Source organism: Brevibacterium sp. ZH18 (genome assembly GCF_022748595.1).
GTDB lineage: Bacteria > Actinomycetota > Actinomycetes > Actinomycetales > Brevibacteriaceae > Brevibacterium.
Genome location: NZ_JALDSX010000008.1, coordinates 34,087 through 56,854 on the forward strand (window position 1 = coordinate 34,087; position 22,768 = coordinate 56,854).

The following is a 22,768-nucleotide window of genomic DNA, read 5'->3' on the forward strand; positions in this document are numbered from 1 at the left end:
TGCTGCTGAGCTTTACTCCCCCGCAGCGATCGCATCGATCGCAGCAGGATCGGACGAGCGCAGAAAGTCTTCGATCCGCGCGGCTTCCTCGCCCTCGCCGATCGCCCCGGCAGCGCGACCCAACGCATTGAGAGCACGCAGGAATCCACGGTTGATCTCGTGCTCCCACGGGATCGGACCCGCTCCCCGCCATCCGGCGGCGCGCAGGGCATCGAGACCGCGGTGGTAGCCCACACGAGCGTAAGCGTACGAATCGACGAGTCGGCCTTCGCCATAAGCTTCATCTGCGAGAATCGCCCACGCCAAGGACGAGGCCGGCAGCGCGGCGGCAACGTCGATCGGCTCGTCACCGGAATCGAGGCGCTTCTTCGCCTCGACGTCGACGTGATCGCCGGGCAGGTACGTCGGCTGTGGGCCGAGTTGCGAGGCATCGAGGTTTCCGATGTGCGATGGGTTGCCGATGGGCTGTGTCATGTCATCTCCTGTTCGTTCGTATGGCGGTTCGTGCGCTCGTGCCGATGTTCATCTGACGAGGAGACTTTCGATATCCGAGGTGGCCCCCGGCGACCGTGTCATCGTCAGTCGGTCTTCACGTCCGAAGGCTGAATAGTGTACGGGTTGGTGCTGAGAGCCCCGAAGAGGCCCTGCTTGGCGAGCTCGGTCAGCTGTTCCTTGTCTTTGACCCCGGTGGCCCAGACATCGAGCCCAGAGTCCAACCAGTTGTCGAGATTATCCGCAGAGACAGCAACCATGGTGAAGCCCTCGTTCTCGATCTCAGAGGCCTTGACCGTCGCCGGATCTCCGGAGAACATCACGGCAATCTCGGCTTCGGACGCGACCTTGGCGACCTCGGGGTTCGAGGTTCGCACGATCACGGCTTCCTGGTCTCCGGCCTCGGCGACCTTGTCGAGAGCTGGACCTGCCACCGATGCGTCCTCGATCAGGGGCATGAGCACAGTGTTGCCGCCGGACAGGTCGACGAGCTGATCCCAGGTGATGGGCTCACCAGGTGCGGTGTCCTTCCGTGGCGGCTTGATGGTCTGGTCGAGAAATGTCTTGCGGTCGAGCTTAGCGAGACCACCCTTGATCCCCATGGCCTTCGGGGCATTCTCGGGGTCTGCCGCGACAATAGTGTCATCACCGAGTTTCGCCAGGGTGGGTGCCGGCAGGTAGCCGAACTTCGTGTTCTCGGTGAAGGCAAGCTTCGAATTCGCGGGATAGACCTCGGAGCCGCCGTCGAGGGCCGCGACCGCCGGTGTATTGAGCGAGTCGACAGTCAGATGGTCCTTGCTGCCGAAGATGTTGACCCCGATCACGATGACGAGGCCGATGACGACGACCGCGCCTGCCCACAGGGGAGCGTTGAATCTTTTGCGCTCGGAGCTCTCGGGCATCGGAGTCCGCTCGTTGCTGTGCGGCTCTTCGTTCTCGATCGGCCTCCGGTGCTGCCCAGATCCGGGGTTCTTCCGGTTCTTCTTCGCGTTCAACGGCTGCCGTCCTTCGTTGTTCCGGCACCGGTGACGAGGCCTTTGAGGAAGCCGGCGCCCCAGCTCAGGTGCATGGTCGGCAAGACGATGCCGAACCAGAAACGTTCGCGTCGTCCGCAGTCCTTGGCTGCCGAGGCGGTCGCCAGGATCCCCGCCACGTACCCGAGGCTGGGGACGTGGACGAGGGAAGTGAACCGGCGCAGGAACTTCGGCCAGGTCTTCGTCGTTCCCGTCAGCTGCAGGAGCGTTTCGATAAGGCTGGCGGTCATGCCGAGGACCAGCAGCGGCGGCGCAAAATAGCGCAGGGAGTTCTTCGATCCGTAGCGTCGGATGAGTTCCGCGCGCCAGATGCCGGTGGCCCAGAACTGCTGGGAGATCTTCGGCCAGGATGCCCGCGGCCAGTAGGTGACCTCCATGTCCGGGTTGAACCAGATGCGCCCGCCCGAGGTACGGATACGCAGATTTAGCTCCCAGTCCTGACCGCGTTTGATGCCTTCGTCGAACCCGCCGAGGTGGTCGAAGACCTCACGTCGATAGACACCGAGGTAGGCGGATTCGGCCTCGCCGGCTTCGTCACCGGAATGGTAGGCGGGACCGCCGAGTCCGACGGGCGACATGTACGCCCGGGCGACGGCTTTCTGGAAGGAAGTCCGACCGCGGGCGAGCATCAGCCCGCCGCAGTTGGCGGCCTTGGTCTCGTGCAGGGTATCGATGGCCTGCTGGGTGTAGTCGGGACCCAGACCCGAGTGGGCGTCGACGCGGATGATCACCGGGTGGTGGGTGGCCGCGATGGCGAGGTTGAGGCCGATCGGCGTCGCAGCCTTCGGATTGTCGACGGTCTGGATCCGATGATCCTCAGCCGCCATGTCGGCGATGATGCGGTTCGTGTCATCGGTGGAAGGACCCAGAGCGATGACGATCTCTTTGTCACCGGCGTAGTCCTGAGCCAGAATCGTGGTGATCGCCTGGCTGATGTGCTCGGCTTCGTTGAGCACCGGCATGATGAAGGAGACTCCGGGGCGCTCGGCCAGCGGCGGCAGGCCTTCCGGGGAGAGAATCTGAGAACGTTTCGACACGCCACCAATCTTCCCACACCCGCGCGGGACCGGCCTTGAGGGGTTGCTCAGACGCCGATGCGTCATCCTCGGCCGGGCCCGCTGTCGATCACCGAAGTTCAGCGCGGTGCCATGCGGATCGCTCCGTCGAGGCGGATGACCTCACCATTGAGCATGCGGTTGTCGACGATGTGGGTGACGAGGTTCGCGAACTCGCTGGGATCACCGAGGCGCGAGGGGAACGGAACCTGTTTGCCCAACGAGTCCCGGGCCTCCTCGGGCAGGCCCGCCATCATCGGAGTGAGGAACAGGCCGGGAGCGATCGTGACGACGCGGACGCCGATGCTCGCCAGATCACGGGCGATCGGCAGGGTCATGCCGACGATGCCGCCCTTGGATGCGGAATAGGCGGCCTGACCGATCTGACCGTCGAAGGCGGCGACCGAGGCGGTGTTGACAACGATTCCGCGTTCGCCGTCTTCACCCGGTTCATTCGTCGCCATCGCGGCGGCGGCCAGGCGGATGACGTTGAAGGTGCCGATGAGGTTGACCCCGATCACCTTGCCAAAGTCGCCGAGGTCGTGCGGACCCTTCTTGCTCAAGGTCTTCTGTGCCACGCCGATGCCTGCGCAGTTGACGACGCCGGAGAGCGCACCGTCCTTGTTTGCGAACTCAACTGCGGCAGCGACGCTGTTTTCGTCGGTGACATCGGTCGCGACGAATTCGGCTCCGGCCGGTGCCTCACCCTTGACGTCGGCCACGACGACGCGGGCCCCGCGTTCAACGAGTGCCGAAGTGGTCGCTCCGCCGAGCCCGGAGGCTCCGCCGGTGACGATGAAGGTCCTGTCTTGGAACTGCATGTACTTCCCTTTCAAATGATGAAATCAGAGCCCGCGAGAGATGAGTTCCTTCATGATCTCGTTCGTACCGCCGTAGATCTTCTGCACCCGAGCGTCGGCGTACATGCGAGCGATCGGGTATTCGAGCATGTACCCGTAGCCGCCGAAGATCTGCAGGCAGCGGTCGATGACGTTGGTCTGCGCATCCGTTGCCCAATACTTGCCGGCCGAAGCCTGCTCGGTCGTCAGCTTCCCGTCGATGTGAAGCTGCGTGAGATGGTCGACGAATGCCCTGGTCGACAATGTCTCCGTGGCACATTCGGCGAGGACGAACTTCGTGTTCTGGAATTTGATGATCGGCTGCCCGAACGCCTCACGTTCTTTCGCATACGCGACCGCTTCACGCACGGCAGCCTCGGCGGTCGTCGCACCGAGCACGGCCAAGGCCAGTCGCTCCTGAGGCAGCTGCTGCATGAGCTGGACGAACCCCCGCCCCTCGACACCACCGAGGATGTTCTCAACAGGCACCCGCATGTCCTCGAAGAACAGCTCCCTGGTGTCCTGGCCTCGCTGTCCGATTTTATCGAGGACGCGCCCACGGGAGAACCCTGGAAGATCGGCCACCTCGGCAACGATGAGTGAGACACCTTTGCCACCACCGTCTTCGCTCGTGCGAGCGACGATGACGACGATGTCACAGTGGGTGCCGTTGGAGATGAAGGTCTTTGACCCATTGATGACGTACTCGTCGCCGTCACGAACGGCTTTCGTCTTCACGTTCTGCAGATCCGATCCGGTGCCGGGCTCGGTCATCGCAATTGCCGCGACCAGTTCGCCTGAGGCCATGCCCGGCAGCCACTTCTTCTTCTGCTCTTCGGTGCCGAACGCATAGATGTAGTGGGCGATGATCGTCGAATGAACACTGTTGGCCCAGGCCGAATCACCAGCGAAACCCTGTTCCTGCAAGATGACAGCCTCGTGGGCGAAGGTGCCGCCACCGCCACCGTATTCCTCAGGGATGGAGATGCAGAGCAGACCCGCATCGCCGGCCCGGTTCCACAGTTCGCGATCAACCTGGTGGTCTTCGACGAACTTGGCCTGATTGGGCACGATCTCTTTGTTCATAAAGCTGCGAACGAGTTCGCGCAGATCGTCTGTTTCCTGTGTTTCCCAGGAACCGCGGTATCCGTCAAGAATCATTGTCATCTTCCTTTGCAGTTGGTGTGGCGTCGTTCGGTGAAGGCAGGCACAGCTTCGTTGGCATCCTCGGTCCGCAGAAGCAGGAGGAGGATACAGCGTTAGAGGTCGAGGTCCTGACTGTAGGGCGCTTCGTCGGCGTGGCGGACGATGTCAGAGACGAGCCCTGCCGACTCGGCCATCCATGGTGTCGTGCCGGTCATCGTTCAGATCCTTTCGATGATGGTGGCGTTGGCCATACCGCCGCCTTCGCAGATGGTGAGCAGTCCGTAGCGGGCGTCGCGGCGTTCGAGTTCAGAGATGAGCCCAGTGAGCAGGCGTGCTCCCGTGGAGCCGATTGGGTGACCGATCGCGATGGAGCCTCCGTTGACGTTGAGGATCTCATCATCGACGCCGAACTCCCGTTGGAACAGCAGAGGCACCGGTGCGAAGGCCTCGTTGACCTCGACGAGGTCGATGTCGCCGATCGACAGCCCTGCCTTCTTGAGCACCGCGTGGCTGGCGGGCAGGACCGCAGTGAACTGGAGGACGGGATCTGCGGCTGCGGCGACACTGGCGACGATCCGAGCGCGTGGTCGCAGACCGGCTGGCTCCGCGACACTGCGATCGGCAAGCAGCAGCGCCCCGGCTCCATCGGAGATCTGCGAGGAGTTGCCTGCTGTGATTGCACCGTCGACTGCGAATACTGTGGGCAGTGAGGCGACCTTGTCCGGATCCACGCTGGGACGGATGCCTTCATCCGAGGTCAGGGCCACCTCGGCGCCATCCGTGGTCAGCCCTGTGAGTGGAACAAGGTCACCAGTGAAACGGCCGGCGTCCGTCGCCGCGGCGGCGCGGTGGTGGCTGCGGACGGCGAAAGCATCGAACTCCTCACGGGCGAACCCCAACTCCCTGACGACGAGTTCGATGGATCTCCCCTGCGAGGGTAGGTCGCCGTCGAAGCGCGCCAGCGCCTTCTTCCCGTACCAGTCACCGCGGGAGCCGTGAGGGTCGAAGAGGGGGCCCATGTCGACTCGGCTCATCGATTCGACTCCCCCGGCGATGGCGAAGCGATAGTCACCCGCGCGGATGGCCTGGGCGGCGAACTGCACGGCCTGCTGGCCCGATCCACACTGCCGGTCGAGGGTCGTCCCTGGCACGGAGGTCGGCAGTCCCGCACCGAGGAGGGCGTTGCGAGCGACGTTTCCTGACTGTTCTCCGCACTGGCGGCCGACACCGACAATCACATCGTCGATGACTTCTGGGTCGACCCCAGCCCGCTCGACGAGGTGGCTCATCGTGCTCGCCAGGAGATCGACGGGATGGCTCTCGCGCAGTGCTCCACGGAACTTGCCGACGGGGGTACGGACCGCGTCGACGATGACCGCCTCGTGTGCTCGCGTGTATGCCTCTGCCATCACCGGAGACTCTCTCTGATCTTGTGCTTCTGGATTTTGCCCGAAGGATTTCGCGGGATCTCGGAGATGATGAGCTCGCGAGGGATCTTGTAGGACGAGAGCAACGGCTCCGCGAACTCCTTGAGACCTTCGAGGGTGGGCTGCCCGTTCTGGGCCGGAGTGACGACGGCGACGATCGTCTCGCCCCACTCTTCGTTCGACCGCGAGATGATCGCGATGTCGATGATCTCCGGGTAGGCGGCGAGCGCGTTCTCCACTTCAGCCGAGTACACGTTGTGGCCGCCGGTGATGATCATGTCCTTGAGCCGGTCGACGATGGTCATGAAGCCTTCATCGTCGACCTGGACGAGGTCGCCGGTATGTACCCACCCGTCGACGATGGTCTGTGCGGTCGCGTCCGGTCGGCTCCAGTACCCCTTCATCATCGTCTCCCCGCGCATGATCATCTCACCCACCTCGCCGGATTGGACGTCCTCTCCATCGGCGTCGACGATGCGGACTTCGGTGTTCGGGATGGGGAAGCGACCCGAGGCTGAGGGTCTCCGCTTGACGTCGTCATGGGCGAGGATGATGCCACCGGGTCCACCCTCGGTCTGTCCGCACGCCTGGATGATCTCCGTATGGGGGAAGGCTTCGAAGATGCGTTTCGCGACGGTTGCCGGCATCGGTGCCGCACCGTAGATCGCGACGCGCAGGCCCGAAGTGTCACGACTCGAGAGACTGGGTGCGCGCAGCAGGAATGCGTACATCGTCGGCACTCCGAAGAAGACGCTGATCCGGTGCTCCTCGAATGCGGCGAGGACCGCTTCGGGGTCGAAGGCCGAGTGGATGACCTGGTGGGCACCGGCCATCATTCCGGGGAAGAAGAGCAGGTTGAGCGCCGCCGAATGGTAGAGAGGGGCGACGTGGAGGATTCGATCATGCAGCCTCAGACCGAAGGCCACCGTGGCGTTGACCCCCACCCAGATGATGCGGTGATGATCGAACAGAGCACCCTTTGGCTTCCCCGTCGTGCCGGACGTGTAGATGATGACAGCATCGGCGTCCTCGGCGATGTCCAAGTTGACTTCCTCGACGGGCCGGCAGTGCGCGGCAGCGAAGACATCCTCACCGAAGTCCGCCGGTCCCAACGACAGCGCGGAGACTACGGCGGCGGTCGTCGGATAGTCGCTGGCCCATGCGCTGACCGGTTCAGTGCAGTCCGGCCCGAAGAGGAGGACTGTCGCCCCGGTGTCGGTCATGAAGTGTTCGATCTCGGCCGAGGCCGATTTCGGGTTGACCGGGGCGATGATCGCTCCCGCGCGCAGTCCCGCATAGGCACCGATGGCGAACGCATCGGTATTGGGCGAGACGATGACGATCCGGTCTCCCGGCCCAACTCCGCGGGCTAAGAGCTCAGCGGCAAGCTGGTCGACTCTGGCGTCGAATTCGCTGTACGTCGTCGTGGTCTTCTCGAATGTCAGTGCGGGACGGTCGGGATAGGCGCGAGCGGTGGTGCGAAGTATTCCTGGCAGTGTGGGCATGTCGACTCCTTCGTCGGCGGATGAGCAGATTCAATTCGCTCGCTCAGATAGTTTAAATTCTGCGTTTCAAGTCTGTCGTTCAGTGGGGAACTGCGGCTGTCTATGTGGCCATGGCGACGGGTTCGAAGGGAAGATCGTGAGCCCGGGCGAGGTCCACCCATTCGCTCGTCGGCTTCGCGGCGAATGCACGCTCGAGCGTGTCGAAGTCGCTTCCGACGTGCTCAGCCAGGGCTTGGGCGAAGGCTGGTTCGACACAACCGACTGCGATCGCTCCGTCAGCGGTGTCATAGGTCCGGTAGAACGGCGAACCCCCACCTAGCGGACCACCCGGCGAGGTGAGTCCATGCCGGGCCGGACCCGCGGCCCAGGCCGCGGCTTCATCGAGAACGACGCGCTTGACGATGCCGCTGATGCCAATCTCGGTCTGCGATTCGCGCTGGCGCAATCCGCCCAGAGCGGCAATCGTTGCGGCCTCGCCTCCGACGATGTCAGCGACGGGAATGGTCGGCGTACTGCCTGGAATGAGCGTTCCGTGGGCCGCCTGATACGTGAGGTCGTGGCCGGGAATGTTCGCCCGATCTCCAGCGAACCCGACGATCTCAACGTGGACGAGTCCGTACCGCTCGACGATGCCGGGGATTCCGAGCCCCTCGGCAGCTCGCGGTCGCATAGCGGTGATGAGAATATCGGCTTCAGCGGCGAGCGAATTCAGCTGCGCGATCCCCGCCTCGTCCTTGAGATCGATCGTGACGACTTCGTGTCCTGCAGACAGTTCCCTGTAGTACTCGGGAGCAACATGAGCCACCGGATCACCTGCTGGCGGTTCGACCTTGATGACCCGCGCCCCGAGCGCCGAAAGGCGTGCCGCGGCGAGAGGTCCAGGCAGGTTGATCGCCAAGTTGATGACCGTGAGACCGGCCAAGGGTTCGTGTTCGTTCATTGAGTTTCCTCCCGTTGCACACAGTCGAATGATTCACCTCTATTGAATGACTGTATAAGCAGTTGAAAGATTGTTCAATGCATTGCATGCGAGAATTGTTGAGGAGGGACGAACAGAACTCAAGTGAGACAGAGACTGGTGAGATGACGGCGACCGACGACACAGGCTTCGACGAAGCCGCACATGACGACCTCACGAGTCGTGCCCGCATTCGCAATGCCGCCCTGCACCAATTCGCAGCCAAAGGGTTCGCTGGCACTCCATTGCGCGCCATCGCCTCCGAGGCGGGCGTCGCAGTGGGCTTGATCGGCCATTACTTCAGGTCCAAGGAGGGCGCACGCGAAGGGGTCGAACAGTGGATCGTCGGACTCTTCGCAGCGGCTCTCGAGCGCGCCGATAGCCAGTCGGACGGCAGGGTCGCAGATGTCGCGGCGCGAGATGCCAGCGTAGCGGCGATGCTCAATGACAATCCACTCGTCGTCGACTACCTGCGCCGCCAGGTCCTGGAGCTGCCCACCGATGGAAAGCTCATCTCGCGGCTGGCTTCCCTGTCTCTGGAGAGTGTCGAGGCCATGCGCAACGCAGGACATGCTTCGGCCAGCCGCCACCCGGTGGAACAGGTCGTGACCGCCATGGTGCGCCAGCTGGGCAGGCTCTTTCTGCAGCCTCTCGTTGATCAGATCGTTGATGCGTTCCCCGAGGACGAACAGCCGACCAAGCATCCGGAGCTGAGGGTCGAGGTCAAGACTGCGCAATGAGCCGGTCAGCCCGAGCTTCACTCCCTCGCGCATCCGAATCAGCTCTCAGTATCGGCCCTGCCCTCACAGTCTGGGTCAGATGGCCACTAGAGTGGGTCAGCAACAGATGTTGTCGAAAACAACAGACCCCACCTAGTTCGGAGTAAACATGGAAATCCTAGGCGGAAGCGTCATCGCCGTTGTGATCGTCGTCGTCATCCTCGCCATATTGCTGTTCGGCAAACTGCGAACCAGTATGTTCTTCACCGTCAAGACGCAGGAGAACGTCATCGTCGAACGCTTCGGGAAGTTCAAGAAGGTTGCGAAACCGGGCCTGAACTTCAAGATGCCGCTCGTCGAGACCATCAGCAAGCCGATCTCGTTGCGCGTTCAGCAGCTCGAGGTCAATATCGAGTCGAAGACGAGTGACAACGTGTTCGTCACCGTGCCTGTGGCTGTTCAGTATGTCGTTGAAGAAGACAATGTCACCGACGCCTACTACAAGTTGGCGAATTCTGAGGAGCAGATTCGGTCGTATGTCTTCGACACCGTTCGCTCCGCACTCTCGGGCCTGACCTTGGACACGGCATTCGAGTCCAAGGACGACATCGCCGAAAACGTCGAGCGTCGACTCTCGGAGTCGATGCGCCGCTACGGGTTCAAGATCGTAAGCACCCTGGTCACCGACATCACCCCGGATTCCAAGGTGCGCGATTCCATGAACTCGATCAACGCCGCACAGCGTGACCGAGTGGCAGCGCAGTCTCTGGCGGAGGCCGACAAGATCAAGCGAGTCACCCAGGCTCAGGCCGAGTCCGAGGCGATGCGCCTGCACGGTGAAGGCGTGGCCGCTCAGCGCAAGGCCATTGCCCAAGGCATCGCCGAACAGTATTCCAAGCTGCAGGAAGTGGGCATCGACAAGACCGCAGAGCAGCTGCTGATGATGACGCAGTACTTCGACACCATGCAGAACGTTGCCCAGGAGGGCCGCTCGAACGTCCTGTTCATGCCGTCGAACCCCGGCGGACTCGGCGACATTGGGGCCGAGATCAGGACCGCCCTGTTCGCAGCAAATGCGTCTGAGGATGCAGCGAACACCGAGGGACTGCACGGTGCAACCGGCCCACAGTCCTACGGACAGTCTGTCTCGAAGAGCGCGAAGAGCGGTGCCAAGGCCGATGCCAAGGCACAGGCTCAAGCGGCGATGCGCCGAACCGAAGGTGCACTCAGGGCTGACGAGGACGAGTCGACCATCGACGAGTCCTGAGGCACTCAGCTGAGAGCATCCCTTCCCGCAGTTCCTCGAACACACGATAGATCAAGGACACGGGGGCAATACCCGCACAGCAAGAGGGTCGGACCCAGCCTTTCATCGGCTGGTTCCGACCCTCAATCGGTGCTGATCCTATTCGAGGATCACTGCGACCGCACGACCCCTCCAATCAGGCCCCTCAGAGTCCGGCCTCTCCTCCCATTGGCTTTTCGCCAGGATGCTTCCGGTAGTAGTCATTCCGCGCTTTGTCCCTGGCACGCCGTTTCACCTCGTCGACGTCGTCGGCGAAGGTCACCTTGGTCGTGTCCTTGAACTGCTCGTAGCGCTGATGGAACTCTTCACGCGACTCACCGGGCTGCCACGGCCTGCTGAGGACAACCTCGACAGTGGCGGGGACTGCGAGCGCGGCGAAAGTCGCCATCGCCGCAGCAGCCGAATTGCCGAGGACCAACCAGCCGACGAAGATGCCGACCACCGGGGTCGTCCACCAACCGAGGAGTGCATAGTTCCACCCACCGGGGTTCGGCCTTCGTGCCTTGATGACGAAGGGCCTCTCCACCGCCACGGTGAGAATCTCACCGATGAGGTAGGCCACGATGATGGTCACGATCAGCGAACTCGCCTCAATCCGGCCCACCGCGGGCAACAGAGTCGCCAGCCACAGCAGCAGAAACGCCACAGGCGCTTTCAGCACAGCCATGAACAGGTGGCCGGAGAGAGCAGCAGAGAGTGGAACGGGTTCCGAATCGCGGCCTTGGCCTACGTAATTGTCAGTCATCGTTCGCACCTCCACTGCTGTCGTCGGATATCAGCTGCAAGCGGTGATGACACCGTCGACGCCGAGGATACCGCCGAGAATCACAGCAGCGTCCTCACCGATCTCTGCCATTGCGGCTCCGCTGCGGATCGCATTGATCAGATTCCTGACACCGCCGAAGATCTTGTAGCCGTCTTTGAGCCATTTGAGCACCTTGGCCACTGGAACTCCGTATTCGGCGACAACGCCTGCCAGCGCAAGGCCGCAGTTCCACCAATTGACCTGGGGGCTCAGTTCTCCGCCCTTGACGACGAGCGAGCGGTCCTTCTGCGCAACCTTCACTCCACCCAGCGCCTTGTTGAGTCGCTCTTCGTAGTTCTTCGTCGTATTGGGGTCGGCGTTCTTAAGATCTTCCGGCAGTGACTCAAGGAGCGTAGTCAGCTGTCGCGCACCGGCCTCGGATGAGAGGTTGATGGTCTTGTTGGGGCCGAGCTCTTCGAGCACGGCCTGCGCGGATGCCTGTGGAACTTCCGCTGCCTGCGCCGAAGGAGGGGCGCTCAGAGATGCTGCGGCGAATGCGACGGCAACGGCGCCTGCCGTTATCGCGGTACGCGTCCTGTACGTTCTGGCCGGGCTGGCCGTCTTTGTCGATGCGGAAGACTTCGTGGGCGTAAATGCAAGTGTCATTGCGTTCCAATCCTCGTCGATTCAGCTGACGGAACTAGGGTAAACACGTTTCAAAACGAGATTCAAGTCACATTGAAAGTACAACTATCCTTTTCGTAAAGAGTTCGTGAAGAGGATGGGCGCCAGCGAGTTTGCCCAGGCCAGCTCTGCGTCCACGAGCGCGGGGGCCGGGATGACGAGCTCACAGCTCACCATCCCGACCCCCGATTTCCGCGAGGAACCTGGCCTTGATTTACGCGAGAAACTCGGCCTTACTGCGCCACCCCATCAGCGGCAGCGGCAGCCTGCACAGCATCGGCCACAGCAGGGCCGACGCGTGAGTCGAGCGCACCGGGGACGATGTAGTCCGCTGCGAGGTCGTCGCCGACGAGGTCAGCGATGGCACGCGCCGCCGCGAGCTTCATCGCGTCGGTGATGTCGGTGGCACCGGCGTCCAGGGCTCCGCGGAAGATTCCGGGGAACGCGAGGACGTTGTTGATCTGGTTCGGGAAATCGCTGCGGCCCGTGGCCACCACTGTCGCGTACTTCGTGGCGATGTCCGGCGTGATCTCCGGGTTCGGATTCGACAGGGCGAAGATGATCGCGTCGTCGGCCATGTTCGGCAGATGCTTCTCGTCGATGGTTCCACCGGAAACGCCGATGAACACGTCCGCGCCGTCGAGCGCGGCGTCGATCCCGCCGGTGACGCCCCGGGGATTCGTCTCTGCGGCGATAGCCTGCTTCGTGGCATGGAGGTCGGTCCGCGAGGACTCGATGATGCCCTTGGAGTCGAGGACGACGACGTCGGCGACACCGGCGTCGCGCAGGATCTTGGCCACGGCCACACCGGCAGCACCTGCGCCGGAAAGGACGACCTTGACCGAGCCGAATGACTTGTCGACGACGCGCAGCGCGTTGGTCAGCGCGGCGAGCACGACGACGGCGGTGCCGTGCTGGTCATCGTGCATGACCGGGATGTCGAGGGCAGCCTTGACGCGGTCCTCGATTTCGAAGCAGCGAGGCGCGGAGATGTCCTCGAGGTTGATGGCGCCGAAGGTCGGGGCCATGCGCACGATGGTCTCGACAATCTCGTCGGCGTCATTGGTGTCGAGCACGATAGGGATCGCGTTGAGCCCGCTGAAGCTCTTGAACAGCGCGCACTTGCCCTCCATGACGGGAAGGGAGGCCTTGGCACCGATGTCGCCGAGGCCCAGCACAGCCGAGCCATCGGAGATGACGGCGACCAGGCGGCCGGTCCACGTGTGGGTGCGAGCCATTTCCGGGTCGTCTTTGATCGCGGTGCACACCTTGGCCACGCCCGGGGTGTAGGCGATCGAGAGGTCGCGCTGGGTCTCGAGCGGACGAGTGAGTTCGGCGGAGAGCTTGCCGCCCTCGTGGGCGGTGAAGATCTCTTCGTCGGTGATCGCGGGAGCAGAGGTCTGGGCCGAAGCTGCGGCGTTGTCGGTCGTAGTCGTCATGATTGATCCTTGAGGTCGTGTGACGGCCGGCGGGAAACCAGTGCTGTCATCGAATGTCGTCATTGGAATGCGCCCGGATCTCAGAATTCGCGGGACAGCGTTCATGACGGAATAAAAGCCACGCGATGGTTGGCGCGGCGACGTCGGCGCAAGTAAACGATCGAGCTCCTTTGTGAAGGGGCGAACGTATACGCGCAGTGCAGGAGGGCGACGCATCTCAGCGGATCTCGACTTGGTCAGTCGCTCCTGGCAACTGGATCAGCATAACGCACCGATTCGGTGGCGCCGATGAAAATCCTCCCCTTCGCCGAGGCGGCGCACCGGCACGTATCCCGCTCAGCAGCCCTATCCATGAGTTCGCCGGCCGAGCAGCCGGGACCCTGCACTCCCCCGGAATGACAGGGAACTCCGCGGTTCTCGCACCGTCTCTCCGACCGTGGAACACGGTGATTCAAGACGACGTTTCTGGCCGCGAAACAGCCATGAGAGGGTCTGCACGTCGACTGAAGGCATGAAGTTCACACCACCACACGAGCGCGGGCTACGTACCGCTGCCTGCCCCACGAAGCGAATAGGTCACCAGGCGATCGATATTGAGATCGGCGAGCGGCACCTTGAGGATGAGGAGGCGGTGATAGCAGGCTCCCCACAGCTGGTCGACCATGATGTCGAGATCCGCCTCGGCGTCGAGTTCGCCGGTCAGCTGGGAGACCCGCAGCCGCTGTCGTGCCAGCTCTTGTCGCGGAAGGGCGTAGGTGCGGCTCCATACATCGGCGGCATCGGGGTCGATCTGCACCGCGCCGATGAGCTCCGTGATCGACTTGCCCACTTTCTCATCTGTCAGGAACTTCACGAATGCGGTGAGCTGTGCGACCAGATCTGCATGCAGGTCGCCGGTGTCTGGGAATTCGAGCGTGGGTTCGCTGCTTGCGAAGTACGCCTCTGCGGCTATCGCACCGGGCGAGGGCCACCATTTGTACAAAGTGGTCTTGCTCGCACCGGACTCCTTCGCGATCCGCTCGAAGGTGACCGCCTGCATACCTTCTGCAAAGAGAAGTCGAGCCGTTGCGGTCAGTACCTCGGATCGAACCTGGGCGGCGGACCTGCGGCCACGCCCCCTCTTCTCCGCTGACGACTCCGTTGATGCCTTCACCACTGCCCCTCACTTAGGAACACGCCGTCCATTACCGTGCTAGTCTATTTATGAACGAATCGTTCATATCTTATCGCAGGGAGAGACCATGGCCAACACACAGGATCGGGTCGCAATCGTCACCGGCGGCTCCGGAGGGATCGGACGCACCAGCGCCGAGCGCCTGGCCGCCGACGGCCTTGCCGTCGTCGTCCACTACGCCGGCAATAAGGACCGCGCCGACGACACTGTCGCCGGCATCATCTCGAAGGGCGGCAACGCCGTCGCCGCGGGAGGCGACGTCGCCAACGAACACGCCATGGCCGCCTTGTTCGATGTCGCTCAGGAGGAGTTCGGTGGCGTGGACGTGCTTGTGCACTCGGCCGGCATCATGCCCCTGGCGCCGCTTGCGCAGCTGGATCTCAACGTATTCGACCAGGTGCAACGAACGAACGTGCGCGGCACGTTCGTCGTCGACCAGCTCGCGGCGCAGCGAATGCGCGACGGCGGGGCAATCATCAACTTCTCAACCTCTGTCACTCGCCTGCAGATCCCCGGCTACGGCGCGTACGCTGCGTCCAAAGGTGCGGTCGAAGCGATCTCCCTGATCCTGGCCCGGGAACTGCGCGAACGCGACATCACGGTCAACGCGGTCGCTCCCGGCCCGACCGGCACCCCGCTGTTCTTCGAGGGCAAGACCCAGGAACAGATCAACGGCATCGCGTCCGCAAATCCCATGGGACGGCTGGGCACACCGGAGGACATCGCCGAGGTGGTGTCATTCCTTGCCGGGCCCGGCCGGTGGGTCAACGGCCAGACCTTGTACGCCAATGGTGGCGCCGCGTAAGCGATCCCACCGACCGCCACCGACCGAAAGTTCAGGCCTATGCACCTGCTGACTGTCTTCGCCCACCCGATCCGAACGAGCTATCCGGGTGCGGTGATGGATGCATTCCACGAACCGTTCGCGGCAGCAGGGCACTCGATCGACGTCCTCGACCTGCATGCTGAGGGCTTCGATCCTCGCTTCACCGCGGCTGACCATCAGCATTTCTGGGGTGGGCCCATACCGACAGGCATCGCCGACATGCATGAGCGCGTTGAGGTCGCGGACAGACTGGCCTTTGTCTTCCCCGTCTATTGGTGGTCGATGCCGGCGCTGATGAAGGGCTGGATCGAACGAGTCTTCACCGGCGACTGGGCCTACCAATACGGTTCGGGGGTCGCCGACAGAGGCAAGGAACCGCTGAACGGTCTCCTCCCCCGCGTGCCCACAACCCTCATCGGGGTCGGCGGCTCGAAGCAGCGCACGTATGACAAATACGGATACGGAGACGCCATGCATGCCCAGCTCGACATCGGCGTCTTCGCCTACTGCGGCATCACCGATGTCGAAAGCCATCTCATCTACGACGTCGAGGGCGAGCACAACGCAGGCAATCGGGTTGCTGGGCTCGACCAGGCCCGCGAGATCGCCACAGTATTCGTGTCCCCCAATCGCACGCCGGTCAATGCCAAAGATGAGTACCTGCGCAGGCGCCGAACAAGTGAGGTCGCAACCGCGGAATTCTCTCAATGAAGTCCCCGGTGGGGAGGCCATCGCGCCTGACCCTATACTCGCAGGCATGAGTCCCACGTCGAGATCACCGTACGAGCGGGCACTTGGTTCCCAGGTGGCGCAGCTGCACCCGGTCCTGCAGCGCTATTTCGCCGCAATTCCTGAAGGCTCCGTCGGTATCGGCGAAGGCATCTTCGACTGCTTCGGGACTGATCGCCGGTGGCTCCGGCCGGTCTTGGCGATCCTGGGCCGGTGCCACGTGATCATCCCCGGAATGCACTCCCAGGTTCCGTTCCGGGTTGAGAACCGAACTGTCGATGGCGCCCAGACGGCAACCCGGACCCTGAACCTGAAGTCGGGCCCCTGGTCAATGGTCGACGCGGTGTCACTTTCGCGGTCGGGCCGAGTGGTCGATGTCCTGGGCCGCCCCGCCGTGGTGGACGCCGACTTCGACGTCGCAACGGTCGACGGCGGGTTGAGCTTGAGGAGTCGCTCCGTGGCCGTGCGCCTCGGAGTCACCGGGCGGCTCGGACGTATTCGCCTGCCGCTTCCCAGTTTCATTCGTCCCGTAATCGTCCTGAGTGAGCGCTTCGACGCCGAGGCCGCCCGCCAACGCGTCGATCTCACCGTTGATATGCCCGCCGTGGGCCGGATCTATCAGTACCGTGGGACATTCACGTACCGAATCGAGGAGGCGAAGTGACGGAGCCACAAGCAGGACGCGGTCGTGTCGTGATCGGCGGATCGAGCGGATTCATGGGGCGTCGCCTCGTTGCGAAGTACCGTGCGGCAGGACGGGAAGTCGTGACGATCTCCCGCACGAACGCAGATCTGACGTGGGACGACACCGCTGGTATTGCCCAAGCAGTCGACGGCGCGGCATTGGTGATCGGGCTGGCAGGCAAGAGCGTCAGCTGTCGCTACACACCGCGGAACCGTGAGGCGATCTTCTCCTCACGTCTGACCACGACTGCGGCACTTGCACAGGCCATCTATGAGGCGGAGAATCCGCCGGCATTGTGGGTCAACTCCTCGACGGCGACGATCTACCGTCATGCCGACGATCGCCCGATGACCGAATCTGACGGGGAGCTTGGTTCAGGGTTCTCCGTCGACGTGGCCAAGGCCTGGGAGCGGCAGCTTTTCGCAGGGGATCTTCCGGCCACGCGTCGGGTGGCGCTGCGCACCGCGATCGTCCTCGGTGACGGCGGTGTGCTCGGGCCCCTGACCAAATTGGCTCGGGTTGGTCTCGGCGGTGCCCAGCACGACGGGTGGTGGCCGGTCTCGCGAGCGCGTCGCACGGCGGCAACGGCGCACTTTCCTGGGACAGCTGGTGCGCGGCAGCGCTTCAGTTGGATCCATCTCGACGATGTCGCTGGGATCATCGACTTCCTGGAACAGCATCCTGAACTCGACGGTCCAGTCAACGCTGTCTCACCTTGCCCTTCGGACAACCGGACGTTCATGGCCACCATCCGTCGAGCCTGCCGGGTGCCGCTCGGATTGCCGATGCCACGATGGATGCTCGAGCTCGGGGCGATCATGATCAGAACTGAGACGGAGCTGATCCTCAAGAGCCGTTGGGTGCTGCCGGAACGACTCAGCGCGGCAGGCTACTCGTTCCTCTATCCCGAGCTGGAGCCTGCGGTCCGCGACGCCGTGCGAGGATGAGGAGTCCGATGGCCACTGCCAGAAGCACCGCACAGCCGAGGAACACGAAGAACGGCCACCCGTAGTACGTTGTCGTGAAGTCATGACCCGACACAGTGCTGCCGCGGCACGTGAGATGCGGTGGGACGTAAACGGGACTGACCGAATATCCCCTCATCTCTTCGCCTTGGAAGGTGTCCGGACAGACGGGTGAACCGTCGCCTGAGTTCGATGCCATGTACCACTGGCCGTGCTGAGCAAGAAACGTCCAGGGCGTGAGAATGCATGCGGTGATCATGAGGCCAACGCCCCAGGCAGCCAGCCGGCCCCCACGATTCCCAAGAAGCGCTCTGATCGCCCGTTTCGCCACTGCGGCCAGGAGTACTCCGAGGAGGCCGACGACGCTCACCGCAATGAGTGCGAGCGTCAGGGAGAACAGCGCCGAGGTGGCCCCCGGGTGATCCTGCACCGCGAATCCTCCGCCGGTAATGGTCTTCTCGCAGGCGTAGCCCCAGGGCGCGCGGCTGACGATCTCGAAGTCGTCACTGCCGATCTCTGGAAGCGCCGGTTCACAGACGTCGCCGGCTCCGCGCCGTTGGGCATCGAGCAGGATGACGCCCGAGTAGACCCATTGCGCTGTATGCAGAATGAGGGCAGTGATCATGCCGAGGACTGCCAGCAGGAGACCCCACTGCAGAAAGGACAGTCTGCGCAGCCTCGACAGGAGCCGTCGCTTCGCCAAAGTGTGGTTTCGCTGCCTGAGGGCCATGCCACAGATGTTACCGCAAGAGTTCTTGCCGTTTTGCCTGTGCCGACGTGGCCGTCGCGGTCATGCAGCTGCCTAAGTCACTGCGACTTCGCTCGGCTGGCCGCGAGGCGTCCGAGCAGATGCACCTCGGTGCCGGCCAGACCGACTGAGCAGAAGACCCGCGCCCAAGCATCGGCACTGACACGGCCCCGGCGACGACATCGGCGAGGTCTGTCATAGCGGAGGCGCTATCTGCGACCAATGTCGGCGGGTCATACGATGCGAGCTGCGCCGGTGAGTCGGTCACGACGAAGTCAGCCTCGGTCACGAGGTCTGAGGGGAACTCGGCCCGGCCGACCTGTTTGGGTCCAAGAGTGGTCACGACGACGTCATCTCTCAGCCACTCTGTTTCGATCACGGGAACAGAACTGTTCGTCGCGAGGATGACAAGATCAGCATCGTCAACGGCAGTCCGCGCGTCAGCGACCGCCTCGGCGCTCAATCCGAGCGAATCCTTGATCCTGGCCGCGAATGCCTCTCGCGATTCAGGAGTCCGTGAGTACACGCGAACAGTCTCCGGAGTCGCGAATCCGCTCAACGCCCAAAGCTGAGTCCATGCCTGCTGGCCAGTGCCGATGATTCCGACGCTGCGGACAGCTCCGCCAGTGAGATGCTTGGCGGCCACTCCCCCGATGGCGCCGGTGCGCCTGGGCCCAAGTTCGTTGCCGACAGCAATGCCGATGACGTCTCCGCTGTGACGGTCATGGGCGACGACGACTTGCTGTCCCGCCGTGGTGTCGACCGTGTCGTAGGCTCGGTAGCCGTACCAGTCGCTTCCGCTCGATCCGACGGTGAAGACCATCCGACCGTCGGGAAATTCGGCGTTGAGGCGCGGGGGTGATTGGAGTTCTCGGTCGGCGCGACGCTGCAGGGCCTCTTCGATCCAGGCGAGTGCGTTCGTCGCAGTCAGACTGTCGCGGATCTGGTCATCAGAAAACAACAATGGGTTCACAGTGGCCATCCTACGTTCGTGTCAGCGTGCTCAACTTGAGGCAAGCAGATCAACGGAGCGGCCCGTCTTCACCCGTTGATCGCGAGTAGGCTCAGCCGTGGTTCAGGACCGGACGGGGGCTTCCACCCGAGTCTCGACCCGATCATCGACCGCATCCACCTCGGTGGTCAGGTCACGCCCTCGCGTCTCCGGCGCGAAGTAGGCACCCAGCAATCCGCAGCCGGCGAACAGGATGAGAACGATGGCGACGGGCCACCAGGAGTCCGTGATCACTGCGACGAGTCCCGCCGCGATCACTGGAGCCAGACCACCCGAGACCACCGAACCGATCTCCTTGATCGTCGTCATGAAGGTGTAGCGATGTTTGGAGCCGAAGAGCTCCACCAACCAGCTCGACTCGACGCCGTAGAGATTCGGCAGAGGACCGCCGACGAAGATGGCGAAGACGCAGGCGATGAGAATCGGATTGCCGGTGTCGATGAGCAGCATGGCCGGCACAGCGAAGAGGATCTGGAATACGGTGAAGGCCAGGAATACCGGTCGACGGCCCACCTTGTCGCTGAGCTTGCCGAAGAAGGGGACGGTGGCGAATCCGATGACCGTTCCGATCATGATTCCCGTCGTCACGACGGAGGAGTCGGTGCCTGTCGTGGTCACGACCCAGCCCACCATGAAGCCCTTGACCAGATACACCGCAGAGTTCTCACCCATCCGAATACCGAGGGCGAGCAGGAACGACTTCGTCGAACGTCGAGCCTCGACGAGGATGCTCGGCTGCTCCTCCGCAGCCGCACTGAGGGCGGCACGCCGCTCCTTGGCCTCTTCGAACACGGGCGATTCCTTGACTTTCGTCCGGATGGCCAGTGCCACGAAGGTCGTGACGATGCTGAGCAGGAACGGCACTCGCCAACCCCAGCTGAGGAAGTCATCGTCGGGCAGCAATGTCAGCAGAGTCCACAGGACCGTGGCCAGGAAGATTCCGCTGTTGGTGCCCATCGCGACGATGGCCCCGAAGAGCCCACGCCGTCGCACTGGTGATGATTCGACCAGGAGGACGGAGGCGCCGGCCAGTTCGGCTCCCGCGCCGAATCCCTGCACGAGGCGCAGGACCACGAGGAAGACCGGAGCCCAGACCCCGATCTGAACGTAGGTGGGCAGGAGCCCGATGCCCATAGTCGCCAGGCCCATCATGGACAAGGTAGTGATGAGGACGATCCGCCGTCCGTATTTGTCACCGACACGACCGAAGATGTAGCCGCCGATCGGTCGGACGACGAACCCGGAACCATAGACGCCGAGGCTGGAGATCAGTGCAACGGCGGGCGTTTCGTTGGGAAAGAAGAGAGGTCCGAAGACCAAGGCTGACGCCAGGGTGTAGAGGGTGAAGTCCATGTACTCAAGCGAGCTGCCGAGCCATGACGACCAGGCTGCGCGCCGCAGTTCGGGCTTTGTCACGTTGGGATCTGGAGGGGGTGCGATAGAGCCGCTAGTCGTCATCGACATAGGTTCTGCCTTCTTCGGTTGGAGAGTTGGGCTGTTCGGTTGGTTTCAGCGCAGATAGACGCGGCTGGGGTCGAGGGTCTCCCTCAGCAGCGACAGTTCTTCGGGCGTGGGCGGTCGGGTCGATTCCAGGTCGGCGGCGACCTTGAGGTCCCACCCTGTCTGACGCACCACCTCGGCGGGATCGATTCCCGGGTGCACTGCCGTCAGCGTCAGCTCTTCGTCGCGCGCGGAACGGGTCATGATCCCCAGATCGGTGATCACGTGGGTGACTCCTGCCCCGGCCGGCATCGACCCGACCTCGGCCTGCGCCGCCTGTCTGGGACTCGGCGAGGTGACGAAGTCGAGGGTCTCCACGAAGGTGCGAGGGGTGTGCCGACGCATGACGAGGAAGACTTCGGCCGCTCCGGCCATGGCTTCGATGGCGCCGCCGGAGCCGGGGAGTCGACTCTCCGGATGTTCCCAATCATCACCGATGAGGGTGGAGTTGAGACTGCCGTAGCGGTCGACCTGTGCTGCGCCGAGGAAGCCGACATCGACCCGCTGTCCCTGGAGGACGTAGTTGAACAGGTGGGTCATCGGCATCACCGAGGCGGCCCCTGGCACGAGGACCGAGTCGGATATGCTGCGGGGCAGATCCGGCGGTCGGGCGCCGGTGACTCCTGATTCGTAGACGATTTCGATCTCGGGTGCCACTGTGTGCTGGGCCAGTGCGATGGCCAGTGTCGGCAGTCCGTGTCCGGCGAAGACGACTCTGCGACCGGCAAGCGCTCGAGCCGAGTGGATCGTGAGCAGCTCGCTGCTCGTGATATCGGTGCCAATGTTCATCCCCGACCTCCATAGTTGACGGGCGTCGAGAAGGCGTCTTTGATGCTCAATCGATCGAAGTGGTCGTCTCCCAGCAGTGCCAGGAACTCAGCGTGGTCCGCGGTGTCGTGGATGTTGGTCTGCAGCCAATCCCTGACCGCCTCGGCGTCGCGAGCCAGAGTTGACCAGTCACGCGAGAACTCGTCATCGCGGTCGTAGTAGCCCTGCACAGAGTGCGGATGGGCACCGCGTGGAACGGCGACGACGGCGTCGACGATGTGAGCGGGAATGATGGTGCGGTTCGGATCGGACCGGATGATGCTCTCATCGACGATCTCTTCGACGGTGACGATGAGTCGACGGCCGGCGAATGCCGCCTCCGTCTGAATTCCGAGCATTCCCCAGGCCTGAACGTTGCCCTCCCTGTCGGCGCGTTGCGCGTGGACGATCGTGAGGTCGGGGTTAAGCGCAGGGACGACGTGGATCGGTGGGCCGCCGAAGGGATCGGTCACGGACTTGATCCGAGGGTTCTTGATCGCCAGATCACTGCCGCGGTAGGAGGCGATCGGCTGGAAGGGCAGCTTCGAGGCACCTGCCTGATAGCGGGCGACCATGCCGCCGTGGCTGTATTCGTCGAACCACAGCGGCTCCGGATCCGAATGCTCCACTCGCCGTCGCAGTTCGTAGAGTGAACCGGCTGAGCTGTTGGCCACGAATGAGGAGATCAGGCCCTGCAGGCAATCGGCGCCGAGCAGCTGGTCGACGATGACGTCGCAGGACATGCGGGCAAGGGTGAGGCCGGTGAATTTCTGGCGGATGATCTCATGCGCAGCGGCGACAGGGACGAGATGGCCGAAGCCCTCGAGTGCGACGGTGTCGCCATTGTGCAGGTGCGTGCCGATCGCTTGTGACAGGCTCGTCGTCTTGTCCATCGCGTCCTCCTTGAGCATCGATTGACTGTGACCTCGGTCATCCTGTCAAAATCATTTATGCTAGTCCAATGCAAAGAGTG

Annotated in this window: 23 protein-coding genes; 6 read left to right on the plus strand and 17 right to left on the minus strand. The window is 63.1% G+C overall.

The window, feature by feature from the left end:
• Window positions 1–12: 12 nt before the first annotated feature.
• The 8 genes from MPN20_RS04945 to MPN20_RS04980 form a co-directional block, all read right to left on the minus strand.
• Window positions 13–474 (minus strand): DUF3151 domain-containing protein, encoded by a 462-nt coding sequence (locus tag MPN20_RS04945; RefSeq protein ID WP_242780115.1) that lies wholly within the window; start codon window positions 472–474, stop codon window positions 13–15.
• Window positions 475–578: 104 nt separating this feature from the next.
• Window positions 579–1,487: a hypothetical protein gene (locus MPN20_RS04950; protein ID WP_242780117.1), complete on the minus strand. Its 909-nt coding sequence runs from the start codon at window positions 1,485–1,487 to the stop codon at window positions 579–581.
• Window positions 1,484–2,563: a glycosyltransferase family 2 protein gene (locus MPN20_RS04955; RefSeq protein ID WP_242780119.1), complete on the minus strand. Its 1,080-nt coding sequence runs from the start codon at window positions 2,561–2,563 to the stop codon at window positions 1,484–1,486. Before MPN20_RS04955 ends, MPN20_RS04950 begins: the two co-directional genes overlap by 4 nt.
• A gap of 98 nt (window positions 2,564–2,661) precedes the next feature.
• Window positions 2,662–3,402, minus strand: a complete 741-nt coding sequence (locus tag MPN20_RS04960; RefSeq protein WP_242780121.1) for a 3-hydroxyacyl-CoA dehydrogenase — start codon at window positions 3,400–3,402, stop codon at window positions 2,662–2,664.
• Window positions 3,403–3,426: 24 nt separating this feature from the next.
• Complete coding sequence (locus MPN20_RS04965; protein ID WP_242780123.1) at window positions 3,427–4,581, minus strand: acyl-CoA dehydrogenase family protein; 1,155 nt, start codon at window positions 4,579–4,581, stop codon at window positions 3,427–3,429.
• A 203-nt stretch (window positions 4,582–4,784) separates the two neighbouring features.
• Window positions 4,785–5,975: a thiolase family protein gene (locus tag MPN20_RS04970; RefSeq protein WP_242780125.1), complete on the minus strand. Its 1,191-nt coding sequence runs from the start codon at window positions 5,973–5,975 to the stop codon at window positions 4,785–4,787.
• A complete protein-coding gene (locus MPN20_RS04975) occupies window positions 5,975–7,498 on the minus strand; it encodes an AMP-binding protein (protein ID WP_242780127.1) in 1,524 nt (507 codons plus the stop codon). Before MPN20_RS04975 ends, MPN20_RS04970 begins: the two co-directional genes overlap by 1 nt.
• 100 nt (window positions 7,499–7,598) lie before the next feature.
• Window positions 7,599–8,438 (minus strand): CoA transferase, encoded by an 840-nt coding sequence (locus MPN20_RS04980; RefSeq protein WP_242780129.1) that lies wholly within the window; start codon window positions 8,436–8,438, stop codon window positions 7,599–7,601.
• Between the two features lie 143 nt (window positions 8,439–8,581).
• Between MPN20_RS04980 and MPN20_RS04985 the strand changes: the two genes are divergently transcribed.
• A complete protein-coding gene (locus tag MPN20_RS04985; protein WP_242780131.1) occupies window positions 8,582–9,196 on the plus strand; it encodes a TetR/AcrR family transcriptional regulator in 615 nt (204 codons plus the stop codon).
• Between the two features lie 148 nt (window positions 9,197–9,344).
• Window positions 9,345–10,442, plus strand: a complete 1,098-nt coding sequence (locus MPN20_RS04990; RefSeq protein ID WP_242780133.1) for an SPFH domain-containing protein — start codon at window positions 9,345–9,347, stop codon at window positions 10,440–10,442.
• Between the two features lie 184 nt (window positions 10,443–10,626).
• Here the strand turns inward: MPN20_RS04990 and MPN20_RS04995 are convergent, their stop codons facing one another.
• The 4 genes from MPN20_RS04995 to MPN20_RS05010 form a co-directional block, all read right to left on the minus strand.
• The gene (locus MPN20_RS04995) at window positions 10,627–11,226 is read right to left on the minus strand and encodes a hypothetical protein (RefSeq protein ID WP_242780135.1); all 600 of its coding nucleotides are present in this window, start codon (window positions 11,224–11,226) and stop codon (window positions 10,627–10,629) included.
• Between the two features lie 30 nt (window positions 11,227–11,256).
• Window positions 11,257–11,892 carry a hypothetical protein gene (locus MPN20_RS05000; protein ID WP_242780137.1) on the minus strand — a complete coding sequence of 212 codons (636 nt, stop codon included), beginning with the start codon at window positions 11,890–11,892 and terminating at the stop codon, window positions 11,257–11,259.
• A 251-nt stretch (window positions 11,893–12,143) separates the two neighbouring features.
• Complete coding sequence (locus MPN20_RS05005; protein ID WP_242780139.1) at window positions 12,144–13,349, minus strand: NADP-dependent malic enzyme; 1,206 nt, start codon at window positions 13,347–13,349, stop codon at window positions 12,144–12,146.
• 541 nt (window positions 13,350–13,890) lie between these two features.
• On the minus strand, window positions 13,891–14,502 hold the full coding sequence (locus MPN20_RS05010; RefSeq protein WP_242780141.1) for a TetR/AcrR family transcriptional regulator: 612 nt from the start codon (window positions 14,500–14,502) through the stop codon (window positions 13,891–13,893).
• 88 nt (window positions 14,503–14,590) lie between these two features.
• Here MPN20_RS05010 and MPN20_RS05015 point away from each other — a divergent pair, with 88 nt between their 5' ends.
• Genes MPN20_RS05015 through MPN20_RS05030 form a run of 4 tightly spaced genes read left to right on the plus strand, consistent with a single transcriptional unit; the run spans window position 14,591 to window position 17,710 of the window.
• On the plus strand, window positions 14,591–15,328 hold the full coding sequence (locus MPN20_RS05015; RefSeq protein ID WP_242780143.1) for an SDR family oxidoreductase: 738 nt from the start codon (window positions 14,591–14,593) through the stop codon (window positions 15,326–15,328).
• 39 nt (window positions 15,329–15,367) lie between these two features.
• Window positions 15,368–16,060 carry an NAD(P)H-dependent oxidoreductase gene (locus tag MPN20_RS05020; protein WP_242780145.1) on the plus strand — a complete coding sequence of 231 codons (693 nt, stop codon included), beginning with the start codon at window positions 15,368–15,370 and terminating at the stop codon, window positions 16,058–16,060.
• Between the two features lie 46 nt (window positions 16,061–16,106).
• Window positions 16,107–16,742: a DUF4166 domain-containing protein gene (locus tag MPN20_RS05025; RefSeq protein WP_242780147.1), complete on the plus strand. Its 636-nt coding sequence runs from the start codon at window positions 16,107–16,109 to the stop codon at window positions 16,740–16,742.
• The gene (locus tag MPN20_RS05030; RefSeq protein WP_347566798.1) at window positions 16,739–17,710 is read left to right on the plus strand and encodes a DUF1731 domain-containing protein; all 972 of its coding nucleotides are present in this window, start codon (window positions 16,739–16,741) and stop codon (window positions 17,708–17,710) included. The genes MPN20_RS05025 and MPN20_RS05030 overlap by 4 nt, the downstream gene beginning before the upstream one ends.
• Here MPN20_RS05030 and MPN20_RS05035 read toward each other — a convergent pair.
• The 5 genes from MPN20_RS05035 to MPN20_RS05055 form a co-directional block, all read right to left on the minus strand.
• Complete coding sequence (locus MPN20_RS05035) at window positions 17,640–18,458, minus strand: hypothetical protein (RefSeq protein WP_242780149.1); 819 nt, start codon at window positions 18,456–18,458, stop codon at window positions 17,640–17,642. The two genes, MPN20_RS05030 and MPN20_RS05035, sit on opposite strands and share 71 nt — an antisense overlap.
• A gap of 10 nt (window positions 18,459–18,468) precedes the next feature.
• Window positions 18,469–19,449: an NAD(P)-binding domain-containing protein gene (locus MPN20_RS05040; RefSeq protein ID WP_242780151.1), complete on the minus strand. Its 981-nt coding sequence runs from the start codon at window positions 19,447–19,449 to the stop codon at window positions 18,469–18,471.
• Between the two features lie 102 nt (window positions 19,450–19,551).
• Window positions 19,552–20,904: an MFS transporter gene (locus tag MPN20_RS05045; protein WP_242780153.1), complete on the minus strand. Its 1,353-nt coding sequence runs from the start codon at window positions 20,902–20,904 to the stop codon at window positions 19,552–19,554.
• Window positions 20,905–20,997: 93 nt separating this feature from the next.
• Window positions 20,998–21,777, minus strand: a complete 780-nt coding sequence (locus MPN20_RS05050) for a CoA-transferase (RefSeq protein WP_242780155.1) — start codon at window positions 21,775–21,777, stop codon at window positions 20,998–21,000.
• Window positions 21,774–22,706, minus strand: coding sequence for a CoA-transferase (locus MPN20_RS05055; protein WP_242780157.1), 933 nt, complete (start codon window positions 22,704–22,706; stop codon window positions 21,774–21,776). The genes MPN20_RS05050 and MPN20_RS05055 overlap by 4 nt, the downstream gene beginning before the upstream one ends.
• Window positions 22,707–22,768: the final 62 nt, after the last annotated feature.

Coding starts and splice junctions, on each gene's coding strand:
- MPN20_RS04945 (WP_242780115.1), bottom strand. CDS start 474: ATGACACAGCCCATCGGCAACCCATCGCACATCGGAAACCTCGATGCC.
- MPN20_RS04960 (WP_242780121.1), bottom strand. CDS start 3,402: ATGCAGTTCCAAGACAGGACCTTCATCGTCACCGGCGGAGCCTCCGGG.
- MPN20_RS04965 (WP_242780123.1), bottom strand. CDS start 4,581: ATGATTCTTGACGGATACCGCGGTTCCTGGGAAACACAGGAAACAGAC.
- MPN20_RS04970 (WP_242780125.1), bottom strand. CDS start 5,975: ATGGCAGAGGCATACACGCGAGCACACGAGGCGGTCATCGTCGACGCG.
- MPN20_RS04975 (WP_242780127.1), bottom strand. CDS start 7,498: ATGCCCACACTGCCAGGAATACTTCGCACCACCGCTCGCGCCTATCCC.
- MPN20_RS04980 (WP_242780129.1), bottom strand. CDS start 8,438: ATGAACGAACACGAACCCTTGGCCGGTCTCACGGTCATCAACTTGGCG.
- MPN20_RS04985 (WP_242780131.1), top strand. CDS start 8,582: ATGACGGCGACCGACGACACAGGCTTCGACGAAGCCGCACATGACGAC.
- MPN20_RS04990 (WP_242780133.1), top strand. CDS start 9,345: ATGGAAATCCTAGGCGGAAGCGTCATCGCCGTTGTGATCGTCGTCGTC.
- MPN20_RS04995 (WP_242780135.1), bottom strand. CDS start 11,226: ATGACTGACAATTACGTAGGCCAAGGCCGCGATTCGGAACCCGTTCCA.
- MPN20_RS05000 (WP_242780137.1), bottom strand. CDS start 11,892: ATGACACTTGCATTTACGCCCACGAAGTCTTCCGCATCGACAAAGACG.
- MPN20_RS05005 (WP_242780139.1), bottom strand. CDS start 13,349: ATGACGACTACGACCGACAACGCCGCAGCTTCGGCCCAGACCTCTGCT.
- MPN20_RS05015 (WP_242780143.1), top strand. CDS start 14,591: ATGGCCAACACACAGGATCGGGTCGCAATCGTCACCGGCGGCTCCGGA.
- MPN20_RS05020 (WP_242780145.1), top strand. CDS start 15,368: ATGCACCTGCTGACTGTCTTCGCCCACCCGATCCGAACGAGCTATCCG.
- MPN20_RS05025 (WP_242780147.1), top strand. CDS start 16,107: ATGAGTCCCACGTCGAGATCACCGTACGAGCGGGCACTTGGTTCCCAG.
- MPN20_RS05035 (WP_242780149.1), bottom strand. CDS start 18,458: ATGGCCCTCAGGCAGCGAAACCACACTTTGGCGAAGCGACGGCTCCTG.
- MPN20_RS05050 (WP_242780155.1), bottom strand. CDS start 21,777: ATGAACATTGGCACCGATATCACGAGCAGCGAGCTGCTCACGATCCAC.
- MPN20_RS05055 (WP_242780157.1), bottom strand. CDS start 22,706: ATGCTCAAGGAGGACGCGATGGACAAGACGACGAGCCTGTCACAAGCG.